A 22752-nucleotide genomic window follows, 5' to 3' on the forward strand; every position below is an offset into this window, starting at 1 on the left:
TAAGTGGATTCCGGCATGGTGAATAAAGAGGCTCTTGGTGACTTCTATGATACATTAGTAGCTAAGCACCCAATCGGCCGTCTTGGTAAAGCTGATGAAATTGCCCATGCTATCGTGTTCTTGACTGAAAATGATTTTGTAACTGGCGAAACACTTGTAGTGGATGGCGGTTATTTGGCTCAATAATATCAATACAGGGAGAACAGCTTGGCTGTTCTCCCTTTCTAATGCAATAATTTATATTTGCGTAGCATTATCAAAAGCAGTGGATTCTCCATTCACATGAACATCGATCTTATAATCCCCTTCACCTGCCTCTAACTGGTAGACATGCTTCTGTAACTCAACATCGTTCATTTTCTTCATCTAGCTTTACAGTTAAGGTGTCCCCTTGCACTTCAAGATCTGAAGCAACCTCTCCATTGGATTGGAAAACAATATATAACGTACCGTCCTTTTCACTTATTAATTGCAGCGTATGATTGGTATCAATTTGTTCCTGCACTTTCCCCGGAGCAATTTCCAATTCGCTAAAATTTATTGCTGATGATTCGCTGCAAGCAGATAATAGCAGTATTGTAAGTAACACCGTACATAAGACCTTCGTCAAAACCCTTCCTCCTCTCCTTCTTATAATCTTGTATACCCGCATCTCACTATAAGTTAGGAATTTTAGTTATATCAAAAAAATAGCTTGAATTTATGATACTTACTACCTGATGGAAATTAAAATATAATATAAATTCGAATGGATATTATTTTGATAATGCATTTACAGTGCATCTGGATAACTAGCAATAGAAAACGCCGCCCTATTATAGGACGGCGTTTCTTTAATTGGAGATGCTTTCTTCCAGCTGTTCAACTTGCGTTTGCTTGCGCATTTCCACTTCAACGATTTGATGGTTCAGTGTTTCGGTTATTTCCCATTCATAACCGTATGCTTCGATGACTTGATGGTCTTCGATGCTGCGGAAATTGGTGAGCATCCAGCCTCCGATTGTATCCACTTCCGCTTCATTGACGAAGTGGATGTTGAACTGTTCCTCGATTTCTTCGAGCAGGACACGTCCATTTAAGCGGTACTTATTCTCGGTGATTTTCTGGATATCCGGTTTTTCATTCTCGTCGAATTCGTCACGGATTTCCCCGACGATTTCTTCAAGCATGTCTTCCATCGTCACGATACCGGCAGTACCGCCGTATTCATCAACAACCAAAGCGATATGAACTCGTTTTTTCTGCATAGTCAGGAGTGTATCATTCAGACTTGTTCCTTCATGCACTGTCGGAATCGGATGGATGAATGCATCCAGGTTTCTATCTTTTTTTGATGCGAAATCAGTCAGCATTTCCTTCACGTTCACAAAACCATAAATACGGTCCTTGTCACCATCTTCTGTGACAGGGTAACGTGTATACTGATGCTCCACCATGACTTCCTGGATTTCCTGGCGAGTCATCGTGTCAGAAATAGCAGCAACTTGGGTGCGCGGTACAAGGATGTCCTTGACCACACGATCGTTGAATGTGAAGATGTTCTCCATATAATCCAGCTCAGTTTTGTTGATTTCACCACTCTGGAAGCTTTGTGCCATGATGATCTTCAGTTCCTCTTCGGAGTGGGCCTGCTCGTGCGCAACCGGCTTGACGCCGAACATGCGAAGGAAGATACGGGCAGATCCATTCAATGTGTAGATAAAAGGTGCCATCAGCTTTCCAAACCAGTACAATGGACGCGCCAGAATGAGCGTCATTTTCTCTGTGTACTGAATAGCCAATGTTTTCGGAGCCAGCTCACCGATGACGACGTGCAGGAAAGTCACGACTGCAAAGGCGATGGCGAATGAAAGAATGGTAGAAAGAGATTCTGATAAACCGAAGTACTCGAATACTGGGTGTAATATCTTTTCGACAGTAGGCTCACCAAGTGCACCTAGTACCAGTGCGGTGACAGTGATGCCCAACTGACAGGCTGATAAATAGTAATCGAGATCACGGACAAGCTTCTGTACGACTAAGGCGGTCTTGTTCCCTTCCTCGATGAGCTGCTCGATTCGTGACATACGTACTTTCACGACTGCGAACTCGGCACCGACGAAGAATGCCGTCAGAATGATGAACAAGGCGACTAAAGCTAAATTAAGTGCTAATAATGGGTCCAAATTTTCCCCCTAAACAGGGGTTCACCTCCGTATGATGTTGTATTCCTATATTGGTGTCTTCTTTCGCTGCGGCAATAGATTCAATACCTTCACCTTCCCAAGGGAATCGCCTCCTTTCAGTTTTTAAAAAAAGCCTCCATCTCGTTTCCGGGATGGAGGCTTTTCTTCTCCGTTCATGTATTCTATCTTATCGTGATTATAAGGTATATATGCTGTATTTTCAAATAATTCTAAGTGAAATATTTTTGAATTTTACTTCACTCAGGTAGAATATATGTAAGCGTTAACTGCAGGGAGGTTAGGATGCTCTTATTATTATTCAGCACGCTCTGCTTCAGTGTCGGCGTCATCTTGCTACTATGCCTAAGCATTTATAAGCTGGTTCGCCATAAGGCTGTACCGGATAATCGCTACACTCCGCTAGATTATATCGTTTCTGTCTCACAGGATGAATTTCATGAAGAAAAGCGTAAAACAATCACAGAAGCCAAACAAGGAGGAGACGTATGAAGAGATTAAAGATAGCTAGTTTACCTGGAGATGGCGTCGGGAAAGAAGTTGTTCCAGCAGCGCAAAATGTTTTGAAAGCGGTTTCCGAAGTGCATGGCGGTTTGCATTTTGAATTCACCGAATATCCATGGAGCTGCGAGTATTATCTGGAACATAATCAGATGATGCCCGATGATGCATTGGATCGTTTACAAGATGCAGATGCCATCTTCCTCGGAGCTGTTGGAAATCAAAAGCTCGTACCCGACCACATCTCGTTATGGGGCATGCTGATCAAAATTCGTCGTGAATTTGAACAAGTGATCAATATCCGCCCTGCGAAGTTATTGAAAGGCATCACTTCTCCGCTTGCCAGCCCCAAGGACTTTGATTTACTTGTCGTACGGGAAAATAGTGAAGGCGAATACAGTGAAGTCGGCGGACGGATTTTCCGGGGTGCTGATGAGATTGCAATCCAGAATAGCATCTTCTCCAAACGAGGAACCGAACGGGCGATGCGTTACGCATTTGAAGTTGCCTCAAAACGGAAAAAGCATGTTACCAGTGCAACCAAATCCAATGGAATCATACACTCTATGCCATTTTGGGATGAAGTGTTTCAATCTGTGAAAAAAGATCATCCCGATATCAATACAGATAGTCAGCATATTGACGCCCTTGCTGCCTTCTTCGTTACGCAGCCGGAGCGTTTTGATGTCATTGTTGCCAGCAATCTGTTCGGTGACGTGCTCACCGATATCGGGGCTGCCATCATGGGAAGCATCGGGATTGCACCAGCTGCCAACATAAACGTGAACGGTAAATATCCATCTATGTTCGAGCCAGTCCATGGTTCTGCACCGGACATCGTCGGTAAAGGTATTGCCAATCCCATTGGTCAGATCTGGACTGCTAAGCTGATGCTAGACCACTTTGGGGAGCAAGAGCTCGGTGATGAACTGCTGGACGTCATTGAAGAAGTAACAGCAGCCCGGATACTCACACCTGATCTTGGCGGAAATTATGGAACAGATGATGTGACCGAAGCAATTGTGCAGAGAGTGTACAAACTAAGCAGGTAACCACAAAAAAAGAAGCTGCCATTCGTGCCTGGCGGCTTCTTTGCTTGCTTAGATATTGCTGCCGCTCTCAAAGGAGACCGATTCCAATACCTTTTTGAAGCTTTCTTTATCTTGTTCATATGTTTCATCCATTGCACTGAACGTGAAAATATATGCCGTTCCATCATGAATGAACGTGTTCTGCTGTGTAGTAAGGCCGTCCATGTTGCTGATAAGCTCGTTCGTTTCCATGCCGTTTATTTCGTATGTTTCATCACTGCTATAATCAAAGCCAGTCTGCTGCTTTGAAAGTTCTACGTATGTTTCCATTGTAAGATCTGGATATGTTGAAATATCCTCTGCTACGACATTGATCACATTGGAACCATGCTGATAAGCAACTAGTGGTATACCCATTTCTTCGATTTCACCTAAAGAGATATAATCGGAGGGCAGTTCAAAATTGACGCCTTCGAATGTTACTTTCCCATCAACCGGTTCTGCAGAGGAAGATTCGGATTCCAGCGTATCAGCTCCCACAGACCCTGCACTTTCCTCTTCCAGTGGAGACTCACTTTCAGGTAATCCTGTGCTGCCTTCTTCTGAAGTAAAGAAATCCTCAGGCTTTGTTGATTCCTTGCTTTCACTGGCAGAAGTGTCGGACTTAGGCGCTTCTTCTGTTTCCCTGACAGCTGTATCTGATTCTGATGCTCCTTCATTATTGCTTGCAGATGATTCCGTTTCTGTTGTTTCACTTTCCTTTGCTTTGTCTTCGCTAGCCGTCTCGGTGTCAGTCGCGCTCGCTCCACAGCCACACAGGAATAGGATTAATGCAGCAAATGGCGCGATCAGAATTTTTTTATTCATTTCATCACCTCGCTATTGTTTACCACCAAAACCGGATGAATAAGCAGATTTTGTAAGGTTATGTAAAACAATGGTTCTTTTTTCATAATTTTGGAACTCATCGTGCTACTGTTATACTAATGCTCTCTCGGTTCTCCCTCTGTCATTAGACACTGGACCATAAAAAAAGAGCGCATCTGCGCTCTTAAACTGATTTTTTCGCTAATTCTCGGTTTCGTTGCTTGAACAACACATTATGAGAAGAAACCATGCCATATCCTTCTGCAGCAGGTTCTATGAATTGCTTCGCTTTGTTCACAGCATTTGCTGCGTCTTGGAAGCAGCCGGCTATCAAGGTTACCTTGCCGTCATGCTTAAGGATATCTCCTGCAGCAAACAGACCGGGTACAGATGACTCACCACTTGATGTCCCCGCAATATAGTAATTATCCAATAGCTCGACATCCACTTCACTGTTTTTGATCAAATCCATATCGCGTTCATAGCCATGATTGACAATGACTTCATCAATCGGTAAGAAAGTAGTTTCATTCGTCTCATGATTCGTCAATTCCACACGCTCGATATTTTGCTGATTCGGACAGGCAACGAGTTTCGTGATCGACGTACAAAGGAAACACTTCGCACCGCTGCACATCAAACGCTCTACAGATGCTTCATGACCTTTCAATGCTTCATTACGATATGTGACATATACCTTTTTAGCAATCGGTTCCAGCTCATTTGCCCAATCGACAGCAGAGTTCCCGCCTCCGGAGATGATGACGGTTTTATCCTTGAAACGCTGCATATCTTTCACTGTATAATTAAGATTTGCTACCTCGAACTTCTCACAGCCTTCGATGGACAATTTCTGCGGATTGAGAATCCCGCCGCCAACCGCAACGATGATTGTCTTGGAATAGTGGACTGCCCCGCTGGCTGCCTGAAGTTCAAAGATACCTTCAGCATTGCGTTTAATACTTGTTACCTTCTCGTTCAATACCACTTCGGGATCAAAGGTCAGCGCCTGCTCAGTCAGCTGGTCGATCAGTTTACCTGCCGGAAGCGGTGGCAATCCGCCAACATCCCATATCATCTTCTCTGGGTAAACGTGCAGCTTACCGCCCAGTTGAGGCTGGAACTCGATGATCTTCGTCTTCATTTGCCTTAACCCACTATAGAAAGCGGAATATAATCCCGCGGGACCTCCACCAATGATTGTTACATCATACAGCATTTCTTCCTGCACACTGACTCCTCCTTCATTCCGATAGTGATAATCATTCTCATTCAAATATAACGGAAATATTTCTCAAAATCAATGTTGACATACAAATTTTCTGCCCTTATGATGGAATCAAGCGAGATTGATAATCATTCTCATTCTCATCGTATGACCCTGATGCCCTGTCCCCCTAACAGGGCATCCCCCCTAATATATGAGGAGTGACATACATAATGAAAAAGCTATTCCCTATCTTATTCATCTTGATTTTGGTATTAGCAGCTTGCGGCGGCAATTCTTCTTCCGGCTCTGAAGAAAAGTCATCTTCATCCAGAAATGAGAGCGATACCATCACATATGAATCAGAAGATGGTCCGGTGGAGGTGCCTGCTGATCCGCAGCGCGTTGTCGTATTATCCTCTTACGTCGGTGATTTATTAGATTTGGACATCCCAATCGTTGGAGCTGACGCTTGGTCGATGCAAAATCCTCGCTTTGAGGATGCGTTAAAGGACGCAGAGGAAGTAACTGAGGATGATTTGGAGAAAATCATTGAACTTAAACCGGACTTGATCATCGGTCTTTCCGGATTGAAAAACCTTGATAAACTGAAAGAAATTGCTCCGACTGTCACATTCACTTACGGTAAATTGAACTATCTCGATCAGCATGTTGAAATCGGGAAGCTGGTCAACAAAGAAGAGCAAGCACAAACATGGGCTGATGATTTCACAAAGCGTGCCACTGAAGCAGGTGAGCAGATCAAGGAAAAAATCGGTGCCGATGCTACGGTATCCGTGGTCGAGAACTTTGATAAACAGCTGTACGTTTATGGAAACAACTGGGGACGCGGAACGGAAGTGCTGTATCAGGCAATGGGCCTGAACATGCCGGATAAAGTGAAAGAAGATGCCTTGGAGGCTGGTTATTTCGCTTTATCGACAGAAGTTTTGCCGGAATATATGGGTGACTACGTCATCTTCAGCAAGTTTGATGACGCGGATACATCCATCGAAGATTCCGAGTCGTTCCAAAATACCACAGCAGCAAAAAATAACCAGGTATACGAAGTTGATGGAAATGCCTTCTACTTTAACGATTCCAATACTTTGGATTATCAGTTAGAATTTATTAAAGAGAGCTTCCTGAAATAGGAAGCTCTTTATTCTTACATAGAAAGATGCGTGGCTGATGAAGAACATACCGTTTATTTTGAAACTTATTATCGGATTCATTTTATCGATTGCAGCATTTGCTGCCGCCTTATCTCTTGGTGCTGCCGATATTTCTTTACGCGATGTTTGGACAGCATTATTCAGCAGCCAAACAAATGATGATATCCTGATCATCCGGGAAACTCGGCTGCCTCGTGAAATCGGAGCCTTTTTCGTCGGTGCTGCCCTGGCAGTAGCCGGGGCAATCATGCAGGGTATGACACGCAACCCGCTGGCAGATCCGGGCCTGCTCGGTTTGACTGCTGGAGCTAATGCTGCACTGGCTGCCGCATTAGCATTCATTCCGAATGGGAATTACATCGTCATCATCATTGCCTGTTTTATCGGTGCAGCGGTTGGGGCCGGACTCGTTTTCGGCATCGGCGCACTTCGGCTCGGGGGCTTGTCACCGGTGAAAGTCGTTTTGGCAGGTGCTGCTGTATCTGCTTTGCTATATGCAGTTTCCGAAGCGATCGGTTTGAGCTTCAAGCTGTCTAAACAAGTTTCTGCCTGGACGGCTGGCGGATTGATCGGCGTCAATTGGACGCAGCTGCAGCTTGTCATTCCGATCATATTGGCAGGGATCATCTTATCGTTATTCTTGTCCCATCAATTGACGCTGCTCAGCTTAAGCGATGATGTTGCTGTCGGACTTGGGCAGAAAACATTTGCAATCAAAGCACTATTATTCCTTGTGACCATCCTGCTGGCTGGGGCATCTGTTGCATTGGTCGGGAACATGACCTTCATTGGTTTGATGATTCCACATATCGTCCGCTTTTTTGCCGGCACGGATTATCGTTACATATTGCCTTTGTCCTTCTTTGCAGGAGGAAGCTTCATGCTGCTTGCCGATACAGCCGCCCGTACGATCAACGCACCTTATGAAACACCGCTTGTGGCCATCGTAGCTGCACTCGGTCTTCCATTCTTCTTATTCATCGTCCATCGGGGAGGTCGGTCTTACTCATGAAAACAGCAAACAGAAGCAGACATATCTTCCTGCTGATTGCAGTGGCTGCTTTGATCCTAGTCACAATCGTCATCGGTATGGGACTTGGTCCTGCTTCGCTTTCTTATAATCGCTTACTGCCTACACTATTTGGCAACGGGACTTTTCCTGAAGCATTTGTTTTGTTTGATGTGCGACTTCCCCGCATTGTAGTCACACTCCTCGCTGGAATGGCACTTGCTCTGGCGGGCACTATCCTGCAAGGCATCACGCGAAATGATTTGACCGATCCCGGCATCATCGGCATCAATTCAGGGGCAGGCTTGGGGATAGCGATATTTTTCTTATTCATGCCAATTGATGCTGGAAACTTTGCATATGCTCTTCCGCTAGTAGGTTTTGTCAGTGCTCTAGCTACAGCTAGCTTGATTTATCTGTTCTCCTACAGCAAAAGACATGGATTGCAGCCAGTTCGCCTGGTCTTGGTCGGGGTTGGTTTTTCCATGGCACTCTCAGGGTTGATGGTCGTCTTGATTTCTTCTGCTGATAGGGAAAAAGTCGATTTCATCGCTAAATGGCTGGCGGGAAATATTTGGGGAACAGATTGGCCTTTTGTCCTTGCACTGCTGCCTTGGATCATAGTAATCCTGCCGTTGACACTGTATATGGCAAATCGGCTCAATGTTCTGGCTTTAAGCGAAGAAGTCGGCGTCGGTATCGGGGTTCAGCTGAATCGTGATCGCATCATTCTGCTGGTGGCAGCTGTCGCCATTGCTGCTGCGGCGGTATCGGTTGCGGGCAGTATCAGCTTTGTCGGATTGATGGCCCCGCATATTGCACGGGCACTTGTGGGCGCACGCCATCAGTATGTCCTGCCTGCTGCTACTCTGATCGGCGGATGGCTCCTGCTTCTGGCGGATACGATCGGACGGAATATCGCAACAGTTGATGGTTTGCCTGCCGGAATCGTTGTAGCCTTCATCGGCGCTCCTTATTTCCTTTATTTGCTGCTAAAAAAATAAGAGATACTGCCTGTGCAGTACCTCTTATTTCATTGAGGAGAAGCTTCTCTCTCTTTCGCTTCCTTATGCTGTGTGTTCAAAAGCACCAGACCGATGATGACTAGCAGCAAGCCCCCGAATTTCATAAGCGACGCTGATTCTCCAAAAAACCAGATGCCAATCATAGCTGTCAATGCCGTCCCTGCACCCGACCATGTTGCGTAAGCAGTGGATAATGACATGGACTTCAGTGTGAAGGACAAGAATAAAAATGCGCCGAGATATCCGATCACGACAATGATGGATGGCAGTAAAATAGAGAAGCCTTCCGATACCTTCAGCATGGACGAGGCAATGGTCTCCAATATGATTGCTGCTGTCAGAAATAAACTTGCTTTCATGTTACATCTTCCTTTACTTAGATAAATTCATCATCACAAGGCCAATGAGCAAGATGATAATGCCCAAAGCACCTTTTTTATTTATTTTCTCTTTAAAAAGTAATACGCCAATCATAACCGTCAAGATTGTACCTATGCCACTCCATGTAGCATAAACCACACCGAGCGGCAGTGATTTCAAGGTAACTGATAAAGAATAAAAACTGACCCCATACCCCACTACCAAGCCTATGATGGGAAGCAGATGCTTAAAGCCATTCGATAATTTCAGCATCGTGGAACTGAAAACCTCGAATATGATCGATACTGCCAAAAATAGATATCCCATATCCCTACTCCCCTTTCTCCTCCATACGTGCCAGCAGACTGTGTAGCAAATCTGCTGCAAATGCTGATGTGCTTGCTGTTCCTGCCATTTCATTGAACCATAGTCCATCACAGACAAATCGAATGGTGGCTGCTTCCTTCCAATCCAGGTCATCTTGCTCGAATTGCTGCTGCCACCTTGCATATCCTTCTTTCCAAATGCTCATAATCTCCGGATGATCACTGAAAATCGAAATAAGTGCACTGCTCCGATGGGTACCGCTGCGCTGAATATCTTCCAGTGTAGCCATTGCATAAGCCCTTGTGTAAGCACCTCTTCCGCTTGGCTTTTCATTTATATAACGTAAAATTGCTTCATCGAATTCCTTGATTGCAACCAGATTCAGCTCCTGGAACAATATTTCTTTAGTACGGTAATGGTACAGCAGCCCGCCTTTGCTTACTTCTGCTCGCTTCGCTATCTTCTCCAGTGTGACGTTGCTGACGCCTTCTTCCAAAATAAGTTCAGCAGCTGCATCGAGGATCTTATCCTGTGTTTTCATTTCATCACTCCTAACCGTCCAGACGGTACAGTATCAAGTTAACAGCTTCATTGACTTTTGGCAAATCAAGTTACCGTCCAGAAAGTGACAAATATGACACTGGGACTTTTTCATCGTTTATAACAGCTGTCTGAACAAAACGAAAAATGGCTAAGTATAGAAGCCTATTAAAGACATTTGTCACTTTTTCACCTATAAAAGGACATTCATCTAGTGGATATAGGGACATCTATACCCCATTCCAGAAAAATAGGTTTTTGATAACCGTAAACTACCCACTACAAAATAGATTTTCCCCATATCCTACACTATACGAAGTGCTTAACAAGAAGGAGGGCTGTTATTCATGGATGAGAATTTCAAAAAAAGATTCATGGAGACTGCTAAAAGCAATCCTCAAGGATCAGTCATGGATTTACTTCTATCAGATGTCCTGGCAAAACACGGGGTATCCGATAATGCTCTGCGCAACCTTTCTCCGGAAAGACGTCGTAAAATCAAACAAATTTCCGACGAACTGCAAGTAGAGCTTAAACGAATATTAGATTAAGGAGGTGATATAGATGAGTGACGTATGGTACCCAGGTGGAAATAACGGATGGAGTGCGCTTGATCCAAGAACAGCACATTCATTTACCGATCCAGAACAAGCAGCTAAACAGAAATCCGAGACACAGCAATCTTCCAAAGAAAGCATCTATGTTATTGATTCTATCGATGTAGAAGTAACAACAACTGACACGCAAGCAGCTTTGACTGTTCAAGCAGCTTTGCAAGCAGCAATCAGTGTTATCTTGAGCATTTCCATCGCAGACAGCAGCAAAGCAGACCAAGTTGCCCAAGAACTCTTCCAAAAAGCTACAGTCAAACAGAAAAACGAGCAAAAAACCTTCATCAGGAATTCACGTAATGTCAGAGTGACAACTACAGATACTGATTTGGCAGTGAATGTTCAATTGCTTCTTCAGCTTCTTTTATCCTTGCTTGTACGAGTGGATATCTTGTAAGAAATAGTGGAGCCGGGCCGTGATGCTCGGCTCTTTCTCTTTACATAGCATGGAAGCAGTGTTCTCTTTTTACTTCTTGTCTCGATATCCTCATTAAGACGGTAATCTCTCCATTAAGTCTCACAGCATAAAAGAAGTTGCTGCAGAACAACCATCCAAGCATTATTATTTATATCTTTGTTACTGTTATTCTTCCTTATATGATCGCTGAGAGACTCATCACCAAGAAACTTACTATTAAAAGCGTAAGGTCTATTTCGCTATCCAGTAAACATACAAAACTGACAATCAAATAAGGTTTCATTTTCTCCAGTTTATTGCTATCCCGATACGGAGATAAGGATGGAAAGTCCCAAATCCTAGGAGCAGTCATTTTGCTCACTTTTTTGTCATTTAATTCAGGTGATGCGGATTGTAATCGTTATCAATTTCCGATACTATAAACCTAGATAGTTTATCCCTTTTAAAGGAACAGGTGGTCCTGATGCAGATCAAGCAAGTGTTGAATAATAACGTCATCACCGTCTTGGACGAGCAGGAACATGAGCTTGTCATCATGGGACGAGGTATTGCCTTTGGCCGCAAAGCTGGCGATATCGTGGATGAGTCCAAGATCGAGAAGACGTTCAAACTCGACGATACGGAAATGAACGAGCGGCTGATGGAATTATTAGCCGAAATCCCACTATCCTTCGTCGAAGTATCCGAAGAGATCATCCAATATGCCAAGCAGCATACAAATAAGAACATACATGACAATATCTATGTCAGTTTGACTGATCACATCTATTTTGCTGTCGAACGATTTCAGCAAGGTATTGATATAAAAAATGCATTGCTTTGGGAAACCAAACGTTTTTATCCAGAAGAATACCGAATCGGTCAGCACGCCCTTTCGATCATTGCAGAAAAGGTGGGCATCATCCTTCCCGAAGATGAAGCCGGTTTCATTGCGCTGCATATCGTCAACGCACAGATGAATGAAGACATGCCTGTGATGATCAATATCACGAAATTCATCCAGGATGTCCTTCATATCGTGAAATTTCATTTTGGAATTGAGTATAATGAGGAATCGCTGGCTTATTACCGCTTTGTGACCCACTTGAAATTCTTCGCTCAACGGATATTGAATCATCGGAAACAAAAGGATGAGGATAACAGCCTCTTTGAGATGGTGAAAACCAATTACAGCAAAGCCTATGCCTGCGCGCAAAAAATACAGTCGTATATTCAGAAGATGTATCAAGAACAGCTTACGAATGAGGACTTGCTCTATCTGACCATCCATATCCACCGGATTGTACAGAAAAAAGAAGAATACAGCTAGAGCCAGCCGTCACCGGCTGGCTCTTTGCTGTTTTTATAGATCGTCGAAACCGTTCAAATCGCTTGTTTTTGTATACTGACGGGATTTCTGTTCAAAGAAATCTGATTTTGTACCGTTGAAATTATCGGTATAAGCACGGATCCACTTCATCGGATTCTTTTCATAGCCTTCGTAAATTTCGCTTAGTCCAAGCATGCGCAGCATTTTATTGGCACGGTATTTCACATAGCCTTCCATGTCATCCAAGTTGATGCCGTCGATGCCATCCAGCACGTAGCGGCTCCATCTTGTTTCCTGCTCGACAGAATGACGGAATTGATCGTATACCCACTCGATGAATTCGTCGTTATTATATTCCGGATTCTCTGCTAGTGTAGCGCGGAACAACTCACTGATGAACCGGCCATGATGCAGTTCATCACGGTTGATATAAGAAATCATCGTGGATGTTCCGACCATTTTCTGGTTGCGTGCCAAGTTATAGAAGAAAGCAAATCCGCTGTAGAAGAACAATCCTTCCAATAGCGCAGAATAAACCATTGCTTTCAGTACTGTCTCGACTGTCGGATTTTCTGCGAATTCATTATAAACAGCAGCAATCCGTTCATTACGCTCAAGCAATACTTTATCAGTGCGTCCTTCGTTGAAAGAAGCAATCTGATTATCATAATTCGTCACGGATGCCAGTACATACGTATAACTGTGATTGTGCTCGCTCTCCTGGTCAGCAATGGTTGCCAAAATCGATTTGACACTTGGGTCTGTCGAAAAGGCAGCGATTTTGGAGGCGATATCCGTTTGCGGGCCATCCAATGTCGCCAGCAAACCAATGATTTTCAGGAATGCTGTACGTTCTTGATCAGAAAGGTTCGCAAATTGCTTCGTATCTGCCACCATGTTCACTTCATTTGCCGTCCAAAACAGACCGCGGATCGTTTTGCGCAAATCATAGAAATGCGGGTATGCCACGTTATCCCAGTGCAGGATTCCGCTTGCATCTCCGTTGAATAATGCTGTTGATTTATTTGGATTCTTCGGCTCCAGTACAGTAGCCTTCATCAGTTTAGCCATTCCAATACTCCTCTCGTCCATTCCAATACTTCTTTTTCCTGCGATCCCCTTGGGGATTGTTCTATTTTAAGCGGAGCAATCGGCGAATGATAAAATTTTGCCAGCTTGTCTGCTGCCATACAGAACATATCATCACCGCCGAATTGCGTATCGCCTGTACCGAATACAAATACGTTCTCCGGCTTATAGCCGACATCCGCTACAAAATCCTTCACATCGAAAGGGGTGTCACCTGAACCCCATGTATATGTTCCGATCAGCATTGCATCATAATCCGGCACATGCGGAAACGGCTCATTGCCATTCATGCAATAAAGCGTCACGTCCTGCTGTTTATGTGTCAGTTCTTCTGCAATCAGCTCCGCAACTTCCTGTGTATTACCGCTGACTGAGACATATGCAATGAGTAAAACTTTTGTTTTTTTCGGGTTCGACATTATTGCAGTTCCTCTTTCAGAAAGTACCTTCATAAAAGTCAGTCCCATCATTTTATCATAATTCGTGTCTTTTCGTCACTGACATCAGTTCCCTCTATCTTATCAGAGGAAACTATATATAGATATATAAAAATAGTATAAATGTATATGTAGTATTATTCAGTTAACTTTCTGTGTCTAAAGTATAAAATAGAAAAAGCCGGCATCAGCTGCCGGCTTTCGTCCCACTCATTCTATTAAGTTCCCATTTCACAAGTGCGACGACGGAATCAGATAATATATAAATTATCCAACTCACAAGAGGCACAATAATACCCACGTCATTTCCTTGGAAAAAACGGAAGTAAAGCCAAAAACAAAGAATAAAGAAAAATGCGCAGAGAGACCTTTTAGACAAATGCATTACCAGTTCCCTTTTGCTCATATATGTCTCCGACTCAGCCAACGGTTCCTTCATCCACATAAGGCACACCACCACCAAGTAAGCTCTTTATTCCTCCTGGATGGTAAGTCATCACATTATCCGCATCTTCATAAGACTTCCAAGCAGCTTCCGCTATCTTTTCCGTATCTTGTATTTGAAGCTTTTCGCTGATTTGGGTGGCCTTGAAAGTAATAAATATGGCATGTTCATTGACAGATTGTAACTTAGCTTCATTCACAGCCAGAATCGATGTCACTTCGATATCCAGCCCCGTCTCTTCCTTTGCTTCCCGTATCGCTGCTTCGGCCAAGGATTCGCCTGGTTCCACCAATCCTCCTGGCAGTGTCCAGCTGTCGTTCTTTTTGTTATGTACCATGAGGACTTTCTGGGTCTTCTCATCATGAATCAATGCGTAGGCTACGCGTATTTCTTTCACGCTACCCCTCCTTTTCCCCAGTATATACCAAATTCCAATTACACTGTTGACATCTCTGTAATACCTTTATATAGTTTAGTTTAGTTAACTTAATTAATGAGGTGATCAGCATGCAAGCACTACTAAAAAATAAACAATTCACTTTGATCCTTCTTTCCGAGCTTTTTTCGGTTCTGAGTTTCTCCATGTATATGATCACTGTTTCCTGGTATGTCGTTGATGTACTGCATCATCCTCAGTATCTAGGATTGGTGATGGCAGCTGCTTCCATACCGCGTATGGTGACGATGATCATTGGCGGCGTGCTAGCGGACCGCATTCAAAAGTCCAAGATTCTATTCAGCACCCAATTACTGCAAGGTGTGCTGATGGGCGTCTTGCTCTGGGGACTTGCGCATGATTCCCTATCGATAGCACTGCTGCTGATTGTATCCTTTTTCATCGGCTGCTTGGATGGGTTCTTCTTTCCTGCTCTTTCGTCTTTGGTCCCGACGATTGTATCGCAAAAAGAATTGCAGCCTGCCAATACACTGATTCATAGTTCACAGGAGCTGGTATTTTTAGTCGGTCCGATTGCCGCAGGGGCGATCCTGCATTATTACAATTTCAGTGCTACTTTTACGGTCAGCATTGCTGCTACTGTTGTAGGAGCCTGTTTCGTCCTCCCTGCTTTCATTAAAGATGCGAAGCCCGATAAACAAAAAGAGAAAGCTTCTTTTGTTACAGAATTCAAGGAAGGTTATCGGTATCTGAGATCTTCTTCCATTTATACATCCGCTATCAGCATCATCATCATTGTGAATTTCTTTGTATTCGGTCCGATGTTCCTCAGTCTGCCAATACTTGCAGAAGAACTTGGAGGCAGTGCCCTGGATCTTAGCTTTTTAGAAGCAGGATTCTCCGTCGGCTCCCTTGCCGCCACCATCTTCCTGCTTGCCTTCACTTTCAAAAGAAATCGCGGCAGATTGATCTTAATGTTCCTGGTTGCAAGCGTCTTATCTCTCGGCGTCTTCAGCCAAGTCCCTAATTTATATTGGCTGATTCCTGTGGCAACGGTTATTGGGTTCTTTGGTTTCATCACGTATATCCCTACGGATGTCATCATTCAGGAGAAAACCGACCCCGCCATGATGGGAAGGGTCATGAGTATTGTATTCTTGGCTTCCACAGCATTCGATCCTATCTCACAAACTCTATTCAGCTCTTTGATGAGTGCCGGCTTTTCCGCCCGGGTTCTGCTTGCCGCATTCGCGGGCACTGGATTGGTAATGGCAGTCCTGGTATTTGCAAAAGCTAAGAAATGGCGTAATATGCAATAAGAAGCTGTATTGGAAGGAACGATGCAAATGAGTCATTCATATAAGGAAACCATCCGGAGAATGAATGAAGCGTATGAGGAGTTTGGCATTCTGATTTCCCAAGAAACAAAGGAACTCGATGAGCTGGATTTGACTGTCCAGCAGGAATTCATGCTGTCTTATATCCAAAAAAACAAGCAACCCACTGCCAATGATATCGCAGCCGCTTTCGGCATTTCCAAAAGCGCTGTTAGCCAAGTGCTATCCAAATTGGAAAAAAGAGATATGATCACGAAGCAAGCCAATCCCACAAATAAGCGGGAGTATTTTTTAGCACTTGGAAAGAAAGGCCATGAGTATATTGAAAGTCTCGAGCAACTAGACGAGCTGCTCATCGCGAAATATTACTCCAAAATCGATCTTGAGGAATTGCATCAGATGACAGAAACAATGGAACAGATCAATGACATCATAAGAGAACAAAAGAAATAGGGAGGTGCCACCCTTGTGGCACCTCCCTTTCAGACTATGCGGTCCACTACTGTAATACTGGCTTTTGCATCATAAACATAGACTCAGAATAATACTTGATTATCGGACAGCCTTCTGATCAGAAACAATATGAATATCAATGTTGTATGTCTGACGCATAATCGTGTTCACTATGGACCCTTTCCAAATTTCTTCCCACCGTGTCCGAGCCGACTGTCCCAAAAGGATTTGTGTGATAAAGTGTTTTCTAGCTTCCAGCACAATGGCATTTGCCACTTTTTTGTTCGATCTTTGAAGCAGGAAGTGTGCTTCAAATGTTGTACAAAGCTGCCTTATATAGTCCACTTTCCCTTTATCAACTGCTTCATCGCGGGCTACATGTAGTATATATAGTTCTGCATTGAGACGATTTGCCATGCGATACCCACGGCGCACCAATCTTTCTGCTGTATCTGTATGCTGTATACAAATAAGTATCTTCTCATGAACCCCTAGAGGTCCTCGATAGTCTGCTCCCTTCTGCAGCTCGAGTTTCTCATCTACTTCATCGGCAATTTCGCGAAGTGCCAATTCACGCAATGCTGCAAGATTGGTAAGCTGAAAATAATTCTGCAGGCTCTTTTGAATCCGTTGTGGCGGATATATCTTCCCTTCCCTCAGTCGCTTCTGCAAGGTTTCCGGTGTTGCATCAATCAACTCTATCTCATCTGCCTGCTGCACAAATAAATCTGGCACACGTTCATTTACCCGTACTCCTGTGATGGTCTGGACAATATCATGCACACTTTCCAGATGCTGAATATTGACAGCTGCAAGCACATCAATCCCTCCATCAAGTAATTCCATGACGTCTTGATATCGCTTCGTGTGCTTGGAACCCGGAATATTTGTATGTGCCAACTCATCAACTAAAACCACTTTTGGTGTACGCTGTACAATCCCATCTATATTCAATTCATAAAATGGACGATCTTTATAGCAGGTTTCCAGTAGTGGAACTTGTTCCAAGTCTCCCAACTGTGCAGCTGTTTCTGCTCTCCCATGCGTTTCAATCAAGCCAATAACCACATCTATGCCTTCTTCTTTCATCTGTCGGGCATCTGTCAGCATTTTATATGTCTTCCCGACACCAGGAGCAGCACCGATATATAACTTCAGTCGCCCTCTGCCTTGTATGGCTGCTGCTGCTAAAAAGGTTGCTGCTTTATCATTTGTTTCCATCATTTCAACGCCTGTAAATCCACATTCAACTGTAATACATTCACAGCTGGAGCTCCAAGCAGCTCTTCAAGCTGAGATGTTCGGTGCCGGTCGATCAACTTGTATAGCTCTTCTGCTGGTATACCGCTAGCTTCAGCTATCCTTGGCACCTGATATTCAGCCGCTTCCACTGATATATGCGGATCCAGTCCAGAACCGGAATTTGTCACTAAATCCATAGGAACGGTACCGCCATCAGGATTAGCAGCTTGCTGCGTATGCAGTGTTTCTTCAGTCCGATAAATCAATTCTGGATTGGAGGGGGCATAATTAGGCGTCCCAGACCCCGAAGCATCATTGTCGATACTGGATACTCTGCCTTGGAAAAGCGCAGGGTCGGTAAACGTCTGGCCAATCAGTTCCGAACCGATTACGCTGCCATTCTCGTCTTCCATCAAGCTGCCGTCAGCTTGATAAGGAAATAATAGCTGCCCGATACCCGTTACTGCTAAAGGATAAAGGACACTGCACAAAACCAGGCTGACCAGTCCAAGCCGCAAAACAGGCATTATTGTGGAAACTTGTTTATTCATATCGTTTGCCTCCTATAGAAACAGACTTAACAGCAGATCAATGACTTTAATTCCTACGAACGGAACGATAATACCGCCCAGTCCATAAACGAACAAATTCTTCCTGAGCAGCTTATCTGCAGGAACAGGCTTATATGCAACACCTCTTACAGCCAACGGTACCAACGCCGGTATGATCAATCCATTGAATAAAAGCGCCGACAGAATCGCAGTTGTCGGCGACTCCAGCTGCATGATGTTCAAAACATGCATCTCGGGGATACCGAGCATGAACAATGCCGGTATGATCGCGAAGTATTTGGCAACATCATTGGCTATGCTGAAAGTCGTAAGAGCTCCCCTAGTCATCAACAGCTGCTTGCCGATAGCAACAACCTCAATGATCTTCGTCGGATCAGAATCAAGGTCGATCATATTGGCTGCTTCCTTTGCAGCTGTCGTTCCGCTGTTCATCGCCAGCCCTACATCTGCTTGGGCCAAAGCCGGGGCATCATTCGTACCGTCTCCGGTCATCGCAACAAGCTTTCCCTGTGCTTGCTCCCGTTTGATCACTTCGATTTTATCCTCCGGTGTACTTTCGGCGATGAAATCATCAACACCAGCTTCATTGGCAATGGTTGCTGCCGTCAGCGGATTATCGCCGGTACACATGATCGTTTTGATCCCCATTTTACGTAGCTCATCGAATCGTTCCCGCATACCTGGTTTGACCGTATCTTTTAAATAAATCAACCCGAGGAGCTCCGTATCCAACGCCACCGCCAGTGGTGTGCCTCCCATTTTTGCAATATCATCCGCTTTCTCCTGAAAATCCGCAGGAATCGTCCCCCCGCGCTCAAGCACCCATGCTTTGACTGCTTCCACGGCACCTTTACGATAGCTGCCGCCGTCGGTCAAATCCATTCCACTCATCCTGGTCTGTGCTTGGAAAGGAACAAATGTGGCTTCTTGCCATTTCTCTTGGTCCATCATAATACCTTGACCCTCTGCCAAGCTGATCACGGAGCGCCCTTCTGGTGTTTCGTCTTTCCAGGATGTAATGACCGCAGCCTGCATCAACGCTAGTTTAGACACGACCTCCACAGGTATGAACTCGGCGGCCATCCGGTTGCCGAAAGTGATGGTACCGGTTTTATCCAATATGATCGTATCAATATCACCAGCTGCTTCCACAGCACGCCCAGACATCGCCAGAACATTGAACCGTGTCACCCGGTCCATGCCGGCGATACCGATTGCACTGAGCAGACCGCCAATGGTAGTAGGAATCAGACAGACAAGTAACGCGACAAGCATTCCTGTATCGAGGGAAAAGCCGATATAATCCGTGAAAAATGGCAATGTGATGACCACCAGCATAAAGATGATCGTCAAACTGATCAGAACCGTATTCAAGGCAATCTCATTTGGTGTCTTCTTACGATCGGCTCCTTCCACAAGCGCAATCATTCGATCAAGGAAGCTTTCTCCAGGCTGACTGGTGATTTCAACGGTAAGCGCATCACTTACAACTGTCGTCCCGCCTGTGACAGAGCTGAAATCGCCGCCTGCTTCCTTCAGAACCGGCGCTGATTCACCGGTTATGGCTGATTCATCAACACTTGCCATCCCGGCAATGATCGTTCCATCTCCTGGTATGACTTCACCTTCCTTCACGAGGACGATATCACCTTTACGCAAGTCAGCCGAGGAAACTGTTTCCTCTTTCCCGCGGAGAAGACGTCTGGCAGCGGTATCCTGCTTGGTCTGTTTCAGCGTATTCGCTTGCGCCTTCCCCCTTCCTTCGGCTACCGCCTCTGCCATATTTGCAAACAGAACCGTCAGCAGCAGAATCACTGAAACGCCCCAATAAAAACCTCTGCCCATAGTTTCTGCATGGTCACCAGGAAAAACCGCGAGTAAAAATGTGACCAAAAAACCGAGTTCAACGATAAAAAGTATCGGATTCCGGACCATATATGCAGGGTGCAACTTCACTACGGCATCCAAGCAAGCTTCCTTCAACATTTTTTTCGTAAATAAACCGGTAGAGGGAATTTCATCTTTCCCTGCAGTATGTGCTGCCATGACAAGTCACTCTCCTATAAAGTTACGTATTCTGCAATCGGGCCGAGCACCAGAACTGGCAGGAAGGTAAGTGCTCCCACCAGGAAAAACGTTCCGACTAACAAACTCGCAAACAATGGACTTTCCATCCGCAAACTCCCCTTGCTCTCCTGGACAGCTTTCTTCTTAGCCAGTGAAGCTGCTACGGCTACTAATGTGATAATCGAAATATATCGGCCTAGGAACATGATGATTCCGGTCAGGATATTCCAAAATGTTGTTGCATCCGCCAAGCCTTCAAACCCGGAACCATTGTTAGCTGCAGAAGATGTGATCTCGTACAGCACCTGTGTCAGGCCATGATAATCGGGGTTTGATATGGCACCGTTTCCTGCTGGGAAATATATCGCAATAGCTGTACCAATAAGGATGAGAATCGGCTGTACAAGCAACGTTATCGCCAGCAGCTTCATTTCCGTTCCTTCAAGTTTCTTTCCAAGGAATGCGGGTGTCCGCCCTACCATCAAGCCAGCAATAAAAACAGCAATCATCACATAAAGCATTACGTTCATAAATCCGGTTCCAACGCCGCCGAAAACTGTATTCAACAGCATATTGCCAAGCGCGAGCAACCCTGTCAGCGGACTGAGTGTGTCGTGCATCGTGTTGACTGCCCCAGTTTCAGCAGCCGTGGTCACAATGCTATAAAACACACTTCCGATAACACCAAAGCGAGTCTCCTTCCCCTCCATCATGGCGCCATGAAGCAGTGGGTTACCCTGCATTTCTGCAGCAATACCTGCTGTCAGCATGACAAGGAATACTGCGGCCATTGCTCCAAAGAGCATCCAGCCCTGTTTTGCTTTTCCAATCATCTTTCCGTAAGTGAACGGCAATGATGCAGGAAGCAAGAGCATCAGCCAGCATTGCAGCAGATTTGTGTAAGCATTGGGATTCTCAAAAGGATGCGCAGAGTTTACCCCAAAGAATCCTCCTCCGTTATTACCCAGCTCCTTGATTGAAAGAAATGCACCAATCGGTCCGCGCAGAATTGTTTGCTCCGCACCTGCCATCGTAGTGGCATGCACCGCTCCCGAGAATGTCTGTGGCATTCCAAGTGCTACGAATACAATTGCTGCGATAAAAGAAATCGGCAGCAGCACACGAACTAGTGCCCTGATGAAGTCTTCGAAAAAATTGCCGATCGGCTTCTCGCCAAGTAATCGGATGAAGCCAATTACAACCGCAAGCGCCGTAGCAGGTGCTGCAAACATCATGAACAAGATGGCAGCTAATTGTGAAAACAGCGACAAACCTGATTCTCCGCTATAATGCTGCAGGTTTGTATTGGTGATGAAACTAACTGCTGTATTAAAAGCTAAAGCTGGATCCATCCCGGCAATATCTAGCGGGTTCAGCGGCAGGATACCTTGCAGGCGGAACACCGCGTAAATGAACAATAACAAGACCATATTCAGCAAAAGCATGGAAATTATGTACTGCTTCCACGTCTGCTCCTGTTTCCTGATGCCCGAAATGCGGTACAAGATGTTTTCGATTGGTAGAAAAAGTCGGTCAAGCCTTGAATCTGAAAATGCAGCAGCCATGTATAAGCCCATAGGCTTCAAGGAAATCCCCATCAGAATAAGCACGATGGCTAAGGCAATCAGTGAAACAATCATCACGCGAACCTTCCTTCATTAAAATTTTTCAGGATAGAGCAAGGCGTAAACAAGATAGCCTATGACCGCAACACCCGCTGTAAGCAAACCAACATGAATAATCATCGTGTCCCCTCTTTCTCAGCAAGTCTTGCGACAGTTGCAAGTAATACAGTCAGACCGCCAAAAAGCAGTAAACTTAATCCAATGTAAAGCATATCCATATTGATCTCCCTCGCTTCTTTTTGGTTTACACCCTTAAAAAGTGCATAAAAAAGAAGCCACAGAAGAGGGCCCTCTTCTGTGACTTCTGGGCATAACGAAATAAACGTGTGCCTATCACATTTTTTGGCTTCCTCTCGAACGCTTGCGAAGTTAGCTGACGGATTCGGGCCAGAGAGTAGCCCTACTCTTTTCAGAGATTCACCCCATGTAACAAAAGGTTACGATTGGTTCCCCCGCTTCCTGGATTCAGGAATTAAGCGATTACGAATTGTATGCAATTTTGTTTGGTTACTCTTGGAAGATGAA

25 protein-coding genes, 1 pseudogene and 1 riboswitch are annotated in these 22752 nt (G+C 44.8%); of the genes and pseudogenes, 11 read left to right on the forward strand and 15 right to left on the reverse strand.

From position 1 onward, the window contains the following. Positions 1 to 3: 3 nt before the first annotated feature. Positions 4 to 186: pseudogene (locus SFC66_RS04600) on the forward strand (SDR family oxidoreductase); the annotation flags it as partial. Positions 187 to 343: 157 nt separating this feature from the next. Here the strand turns inward: SFC66_RS04600 and SFC66_RS04605 are convergent. Then, the gene (locus SFC66_RS04605; protein ID WP_411217523.1) at positions 344 to 610 is read right to left on the reverse strand and encodes a hypothetical protein; all 267 of its coding nucleotides are present in this window, start codon (positions 608 to 610) and stop codon (positions 344 to 346) included. A 223-nt stretch (positions 611 to 833) separates the two neighbouring features. Then, the gene (locus SFC66_RS04610; RefSeq protein WP_411217524.1) at positions 834 to 2165 is read right to left on the reverse strand and encodes a hemolysin family protein; all 1332 of its coding nucleotides are present in this window, start codon (positions 2163 to 2165) and stop codon (positions 834 to 836) included. A gap of 303 nt (positions 2166 to 2468) precedes the next feature. Here SFC66_RS04610 and SFC66_RS04615 point away from each other — a divergent pair, with 303 nt between their 5' ends. Together SFC66_RS04615 and SFC66_RS04620 are read left to right on the forward strand one after the other, a co-directional pair. Next, positions 2469 to 2675 (forward strand): DUF3951 domain-containing protein, encoded by a 207-nt coding sequence (locus SFC66_RS04615; RefSeq protein WP_411217525.1) that lies wholly within the window; start codon positions 2469 to 2471, stop codon positions 2673 to 2675. Then, entirely contained in the window at positions 2672 to 3736 is a 1065-nt protein-coding gene (locus tag SFC66_RS04620; RefSeq protein WP_411217526.1) for a tartrate dehydrogenase, read from the forward strand. Before SFC66_RS04615 ends, SFC66_RS04620 begins: the two co-directional genes overlap by 4 nt. A gap of 48 nt (positions 3737 to 3784) precedes the next feature. Here the strand turns inward: SFC66_RS04620 and SFC66_RS04625 are convergent, their stop codons facing one another. Both SFC66_RS04625 and SFC66_RS04630 read right to left on the reverse strand, forming a co-directional pair. Beyond that, complete coding sequence (locus tag SFC66_RS04625; RefSeq protein ID WP_411217527.1) at positions 3785 to 4582, reverse strand: hypothetical protein; 798 nt, start codon at positions 4580 to 4582, stop codon at positions 3785 to 3787. 184 nt (positions 4583 to 4766) lie between these two features. Beyond that, a complete protein-coding gene (locus SFC66_RS04630; RefSeq protein ID WP_411217749.1) occupies positions 4767 to 5801 on the reverse strand; it encodes an NAD(P)/FAD-dependent oxidoreductase in 1035 nt (344 codons plus the stop codon). Positions 5802 to 6022: 221 nt separating this feature from the next. Here SFC66_RS04630 and SFC66_RS04635 point away from each other — a divergent pair, with 221 nt between their 5' ends. Genes SFC66_RS04635 through SFC66_RS04645 form a run of 3 tightly spaced genes read left to right on the forward strand, consistent with a single transcriptional unit; the run spans position 6023 to position 8977 of the window. Next, positions 6023 to 6943 carry an iron-hydroxamate ABC transporter substrate-binding protein gene (locus tag SFC66_RS04635; protein WP_411217528.1) on the forward strand — a complete coding sequence of 307 codons (921 nt, stop codon included), beginning with the start codon at positions 6023 to 6025 and terminating at the stop codon, positions 6941 to 6943. A gap of 37 nt (positions 6944 to 6980) precedes the next feature. After that, positions 6981 to 7976 carry a FecCD family ABC transporter permease gene (locus SFC66_RS04640; RefSeq protein ID WP_411217529.1) on the forward strand — a complete coding sequence of 332 codons (996 nt, stop codon included), beginning with the start codon at positions 6981 to 6983 and terminating at the stop codon, positions 7974 to 7976. Beyond that, positions 7973 to 8977, forward strand: a complete 1005-nt coding sequence (locus SFC66_RS04645) for a FecCD family ABC transporter permease (RefSeq protein ID WP_411217530.1) — start codon at positions 7973 to 7975, stop codon at positions 8975 to 8977. The genes SFC66_RS04640 and SFC66_RS04645 overlap by 4 nt, the downstream gene beginning before the upstream one ends. A 29-nt stretch (positions 8978 to 9006) precedes the next feature. Here the strand turns inward: SFC66_RS04645 and SFC66_RS04650 are convergent, their stop codons facing one another. Genes SFC66_RS04650 through SFC66_RS04660 form a run of 3 tightly spaced genes read right to left on the reverse strand, consistent with a single transcriptional unit; the run spans position 9007 to position 10226 of the window. Beyond that, the gene (locus SFC66_RS04650) at positions 9007 to 9357 is read right to left on the reverse strand and encodes a DMT family transporter (protein ID WP_411217531.1); all 351 of its coding nucleotides are present in this window, start codon (positions 9355 to 9357) and stop codon (positions 9007 to 9009) included. Positions 9358 to 9370: 13 nt separating this feature from the next. Beyond that, complete coding sequence (locus SFC66_RS04655; RefSeq protein ID WP_411217532.1) at positions 9371 to 9685, reverse strand: DMT family transporter; 315 nt, start codon at positions 9683 to 9685, stop codon at positions 9371 to 9373. A 4-nt stretch (positions 9686 to 9689) separates the two neighbouring features. After that, positions 9690 to 10226: a TetR/AcrR family transcriptional regulator gene (locus tag SFC66_RS04660; RefSeq protein WP_411217533.1), complete on the reverse strand. Its 537-nt coding sequence runs from the start codon at positions 10224 to 10226 to the stop codon at positions 9690 to 9692. 346 nt (positions 10227 to 10572) lie between these two features. On the opposite strand from SFC66_RS04660, the gene SFC66_RS04665 reads away from it, so the two are divergent. The 3 genes from SFC66_RS04665 (at position 10573) to licT (ending at position 12563) form a co-directional block, all read left to right on the forward strand. After that, complete coding sequence (locus SFC66_RS04665; protein ID WP_411217534.1) at positions 10573 to 10776, forward strand: spore coat protein; 204 nt, start codon at positions 10573 to 10575, stop codon at positions 10774 to 10776. A gap of 13 nt (positions 10777 to 10789) precedes the next feature. Further along, a complete protein-coding gene (locus SFC66_RS04670; protein WP_411217535.1) occupies positions 10790 to 11233 on the forward strand; it encodes a spore coat protein in 444 nt (147 codons plus the stop codon). Between the two features lie 484 nt (positions 11234 to 11717). Continuing rightward, a complete protein-coding gene (gene licT / locus SFC66_RS04675) occupies positions 11718 to 12563 on the forward strand; it encodes a BglG family transcription antiterminator LicT (protein WP_411217536.1) in 846 nt (281 codons plus the stop codon). A gap of 33 nt (positions 12564 to 12596) precedes the next feature. Here licT and SFC66_RS04680 read toward each other — a convergent pair whose 3' ends face one another. The 3 genes from SFC66_RS04680 to SFC66_RS04690 form a co-directional block, all read right to left on the reverse strand. Beyond that, positions 12597 to 13634 carry a ribonucleotide-diphosphate reductase subunit beta gene (locus SFC66_RS04680; protein ID WP_411217537.1) on the reverse strand — a complete coding sequence of 346 codons (1038 nt, stop codon included), beginning with the start codon at positions 13632 to 13634 and terminating at the stop codon, positions 12597 to 12599. Next, positions 13622 to 14071, reverse strand: coding sequence for a flavodoxin (locus tag SFC66_RS04685; protein ID WP_411217538.1), 450 nt, complete (start codon positions 14069 to 14071; stop codon positions 13622 to 13624). Before SFC66_RS04685 ends, SFC66_RS04680 begins: the two co-directional genes overlap by 13 nt. Before the next feature lie 437 nt (positions 14072 to 14508). Beyond that, positions 14509 to 14931: an NUDIX hydrolase gene (locus tag SFC66_RS04690; RefSeq protein WP_411217539.1), complete on the reverse strand. Its 423-nt coding sequence runs from the start codon at positions 14929 to 14931 to the stop codon at positions 14509 to 14511. Positions 14932 to 15041: 110 nt separating this feature from the next. Here SFC66_RS04690 and SFC66_RS04695 point away from each other — a divergent pair, with 110 nt between their 5' ends. Together SFC66_RS04695 and SFC66_RS04700 are read left to right on the forward strand one after the other, a co-directional pair. Continuing rightward, positions 15042 to 16250 carry an MFS transporter gene (locus tag SFC66_RS04695; protein ID WP_411217540.1) on the forward strand — a complete coding sequence of 403 codons (1209 nt, stop codon included), beginning with the start codon at positions 15042 to 15044 and terminating at the stop codon, positions 16248 to 16250. A 27-nt stretch (positions 16251 to 16277) separates the two neighbouring features. Continuing rightward, a complete protein-coding gene (locus SFC66_RS04700; RefSeq protein WP_411217541.1) occupies positions 16278 to 16721 on the forward strand; it encodes a MarR family winged helix-turn-helix transcriptional regulator in 444 nt (147 codons plus the stop codon). 99 nt (positions 16722 to 16820) lie between these two features. Here SFC66_RS04700 and kdpDN read toward each other — a convergent pair whose 3' ends face one another. Genes kdpDN through SFC66_RS04725 form a run of 5 tightly spaced genes read right to left on the reverse strand, consistent with a single transcriptional unit; the run spans position 16821 to position 22347 of the window. Beyond that, on the reverse strand, positions 16821 to 17945 hold the full coding sequence (gene kdpDN / locus SFC66_RS04705; protein ID WP_411217542.1) for a KdpD-like non-kinase potassium sensor: 1125 nt from the start codon (positions 17943 to 17945) through the stop codon (positions 16821 to 16823). Next, positions 17942 to 18514, reverse strand: a complete 573-nt coding sequence (kdpC, locus tag SFC66_RS04710; protein WP_411217543.1) for a potassium-transporting ATPase subunit KdpC — start codon at positions 18512 to 18514, stop codon at positions 17942 to 17944. Before kdpC ends, kdpDN begins: the two co-directional genes overlap by 4 nt. A 12-nt stretch (positions 18515 to 18526) precedes the next feature. Next, positions 18527 to 20581, reverse strand: a complete 2055-nt coding sequence (kdpB, locus tag SFC66_RS04715) for a potassium-transporting ATPase subunit KdpB (protein ID WP_411217544.1) — start codon at positions 20579 to 20581, stop codon at positions 18527 to 18529. 14 nt (positions 20582 to 20595) lie between these two features. Next, positions 20596 to 22242, reverse strand: coding sequence for a potassium-transporting ATPase subunit KdpA (kdpA, locus tag SFC66_RS04720; RefSeq protein ID WP_411217750.1), 1647 nt, complete (start codon positions 22240 to 22242; stop codon positions 20596 to 20598). A gap of 18 nt (positions 22243 to 22260) precedes the next feature. Then, on the reverse strand, positions 22261 to 22347 hold the full coding sequence (locus SFC66_RS04725; RefSeq protein WP_411217751.1) for a potassium-transporting ATPase subunit F: 87 nt from the start codon (positions 22345 to 22347) through the stop codon (positions 22261 to 22263). 223 nt (positions 22348 to 22570) lie between these two features. Continuing rightward, positions 22571 to 22716, reverse strand: a riboswitch (cyclic di-AMP (ydaO/yuaA leader). Between the last annotated feature and the right edge of the window lie 36 nt (positions 22717 to 22752).

Source organism: Terribacillus saccharophilus, from assembly GCF_046592895.1.
Lineage (GTDB): Bacteria > Bacillota > Bacilli > Bacillales > Amphibacillaceae > Terribacillus > Terribacillus saccharophilus_D.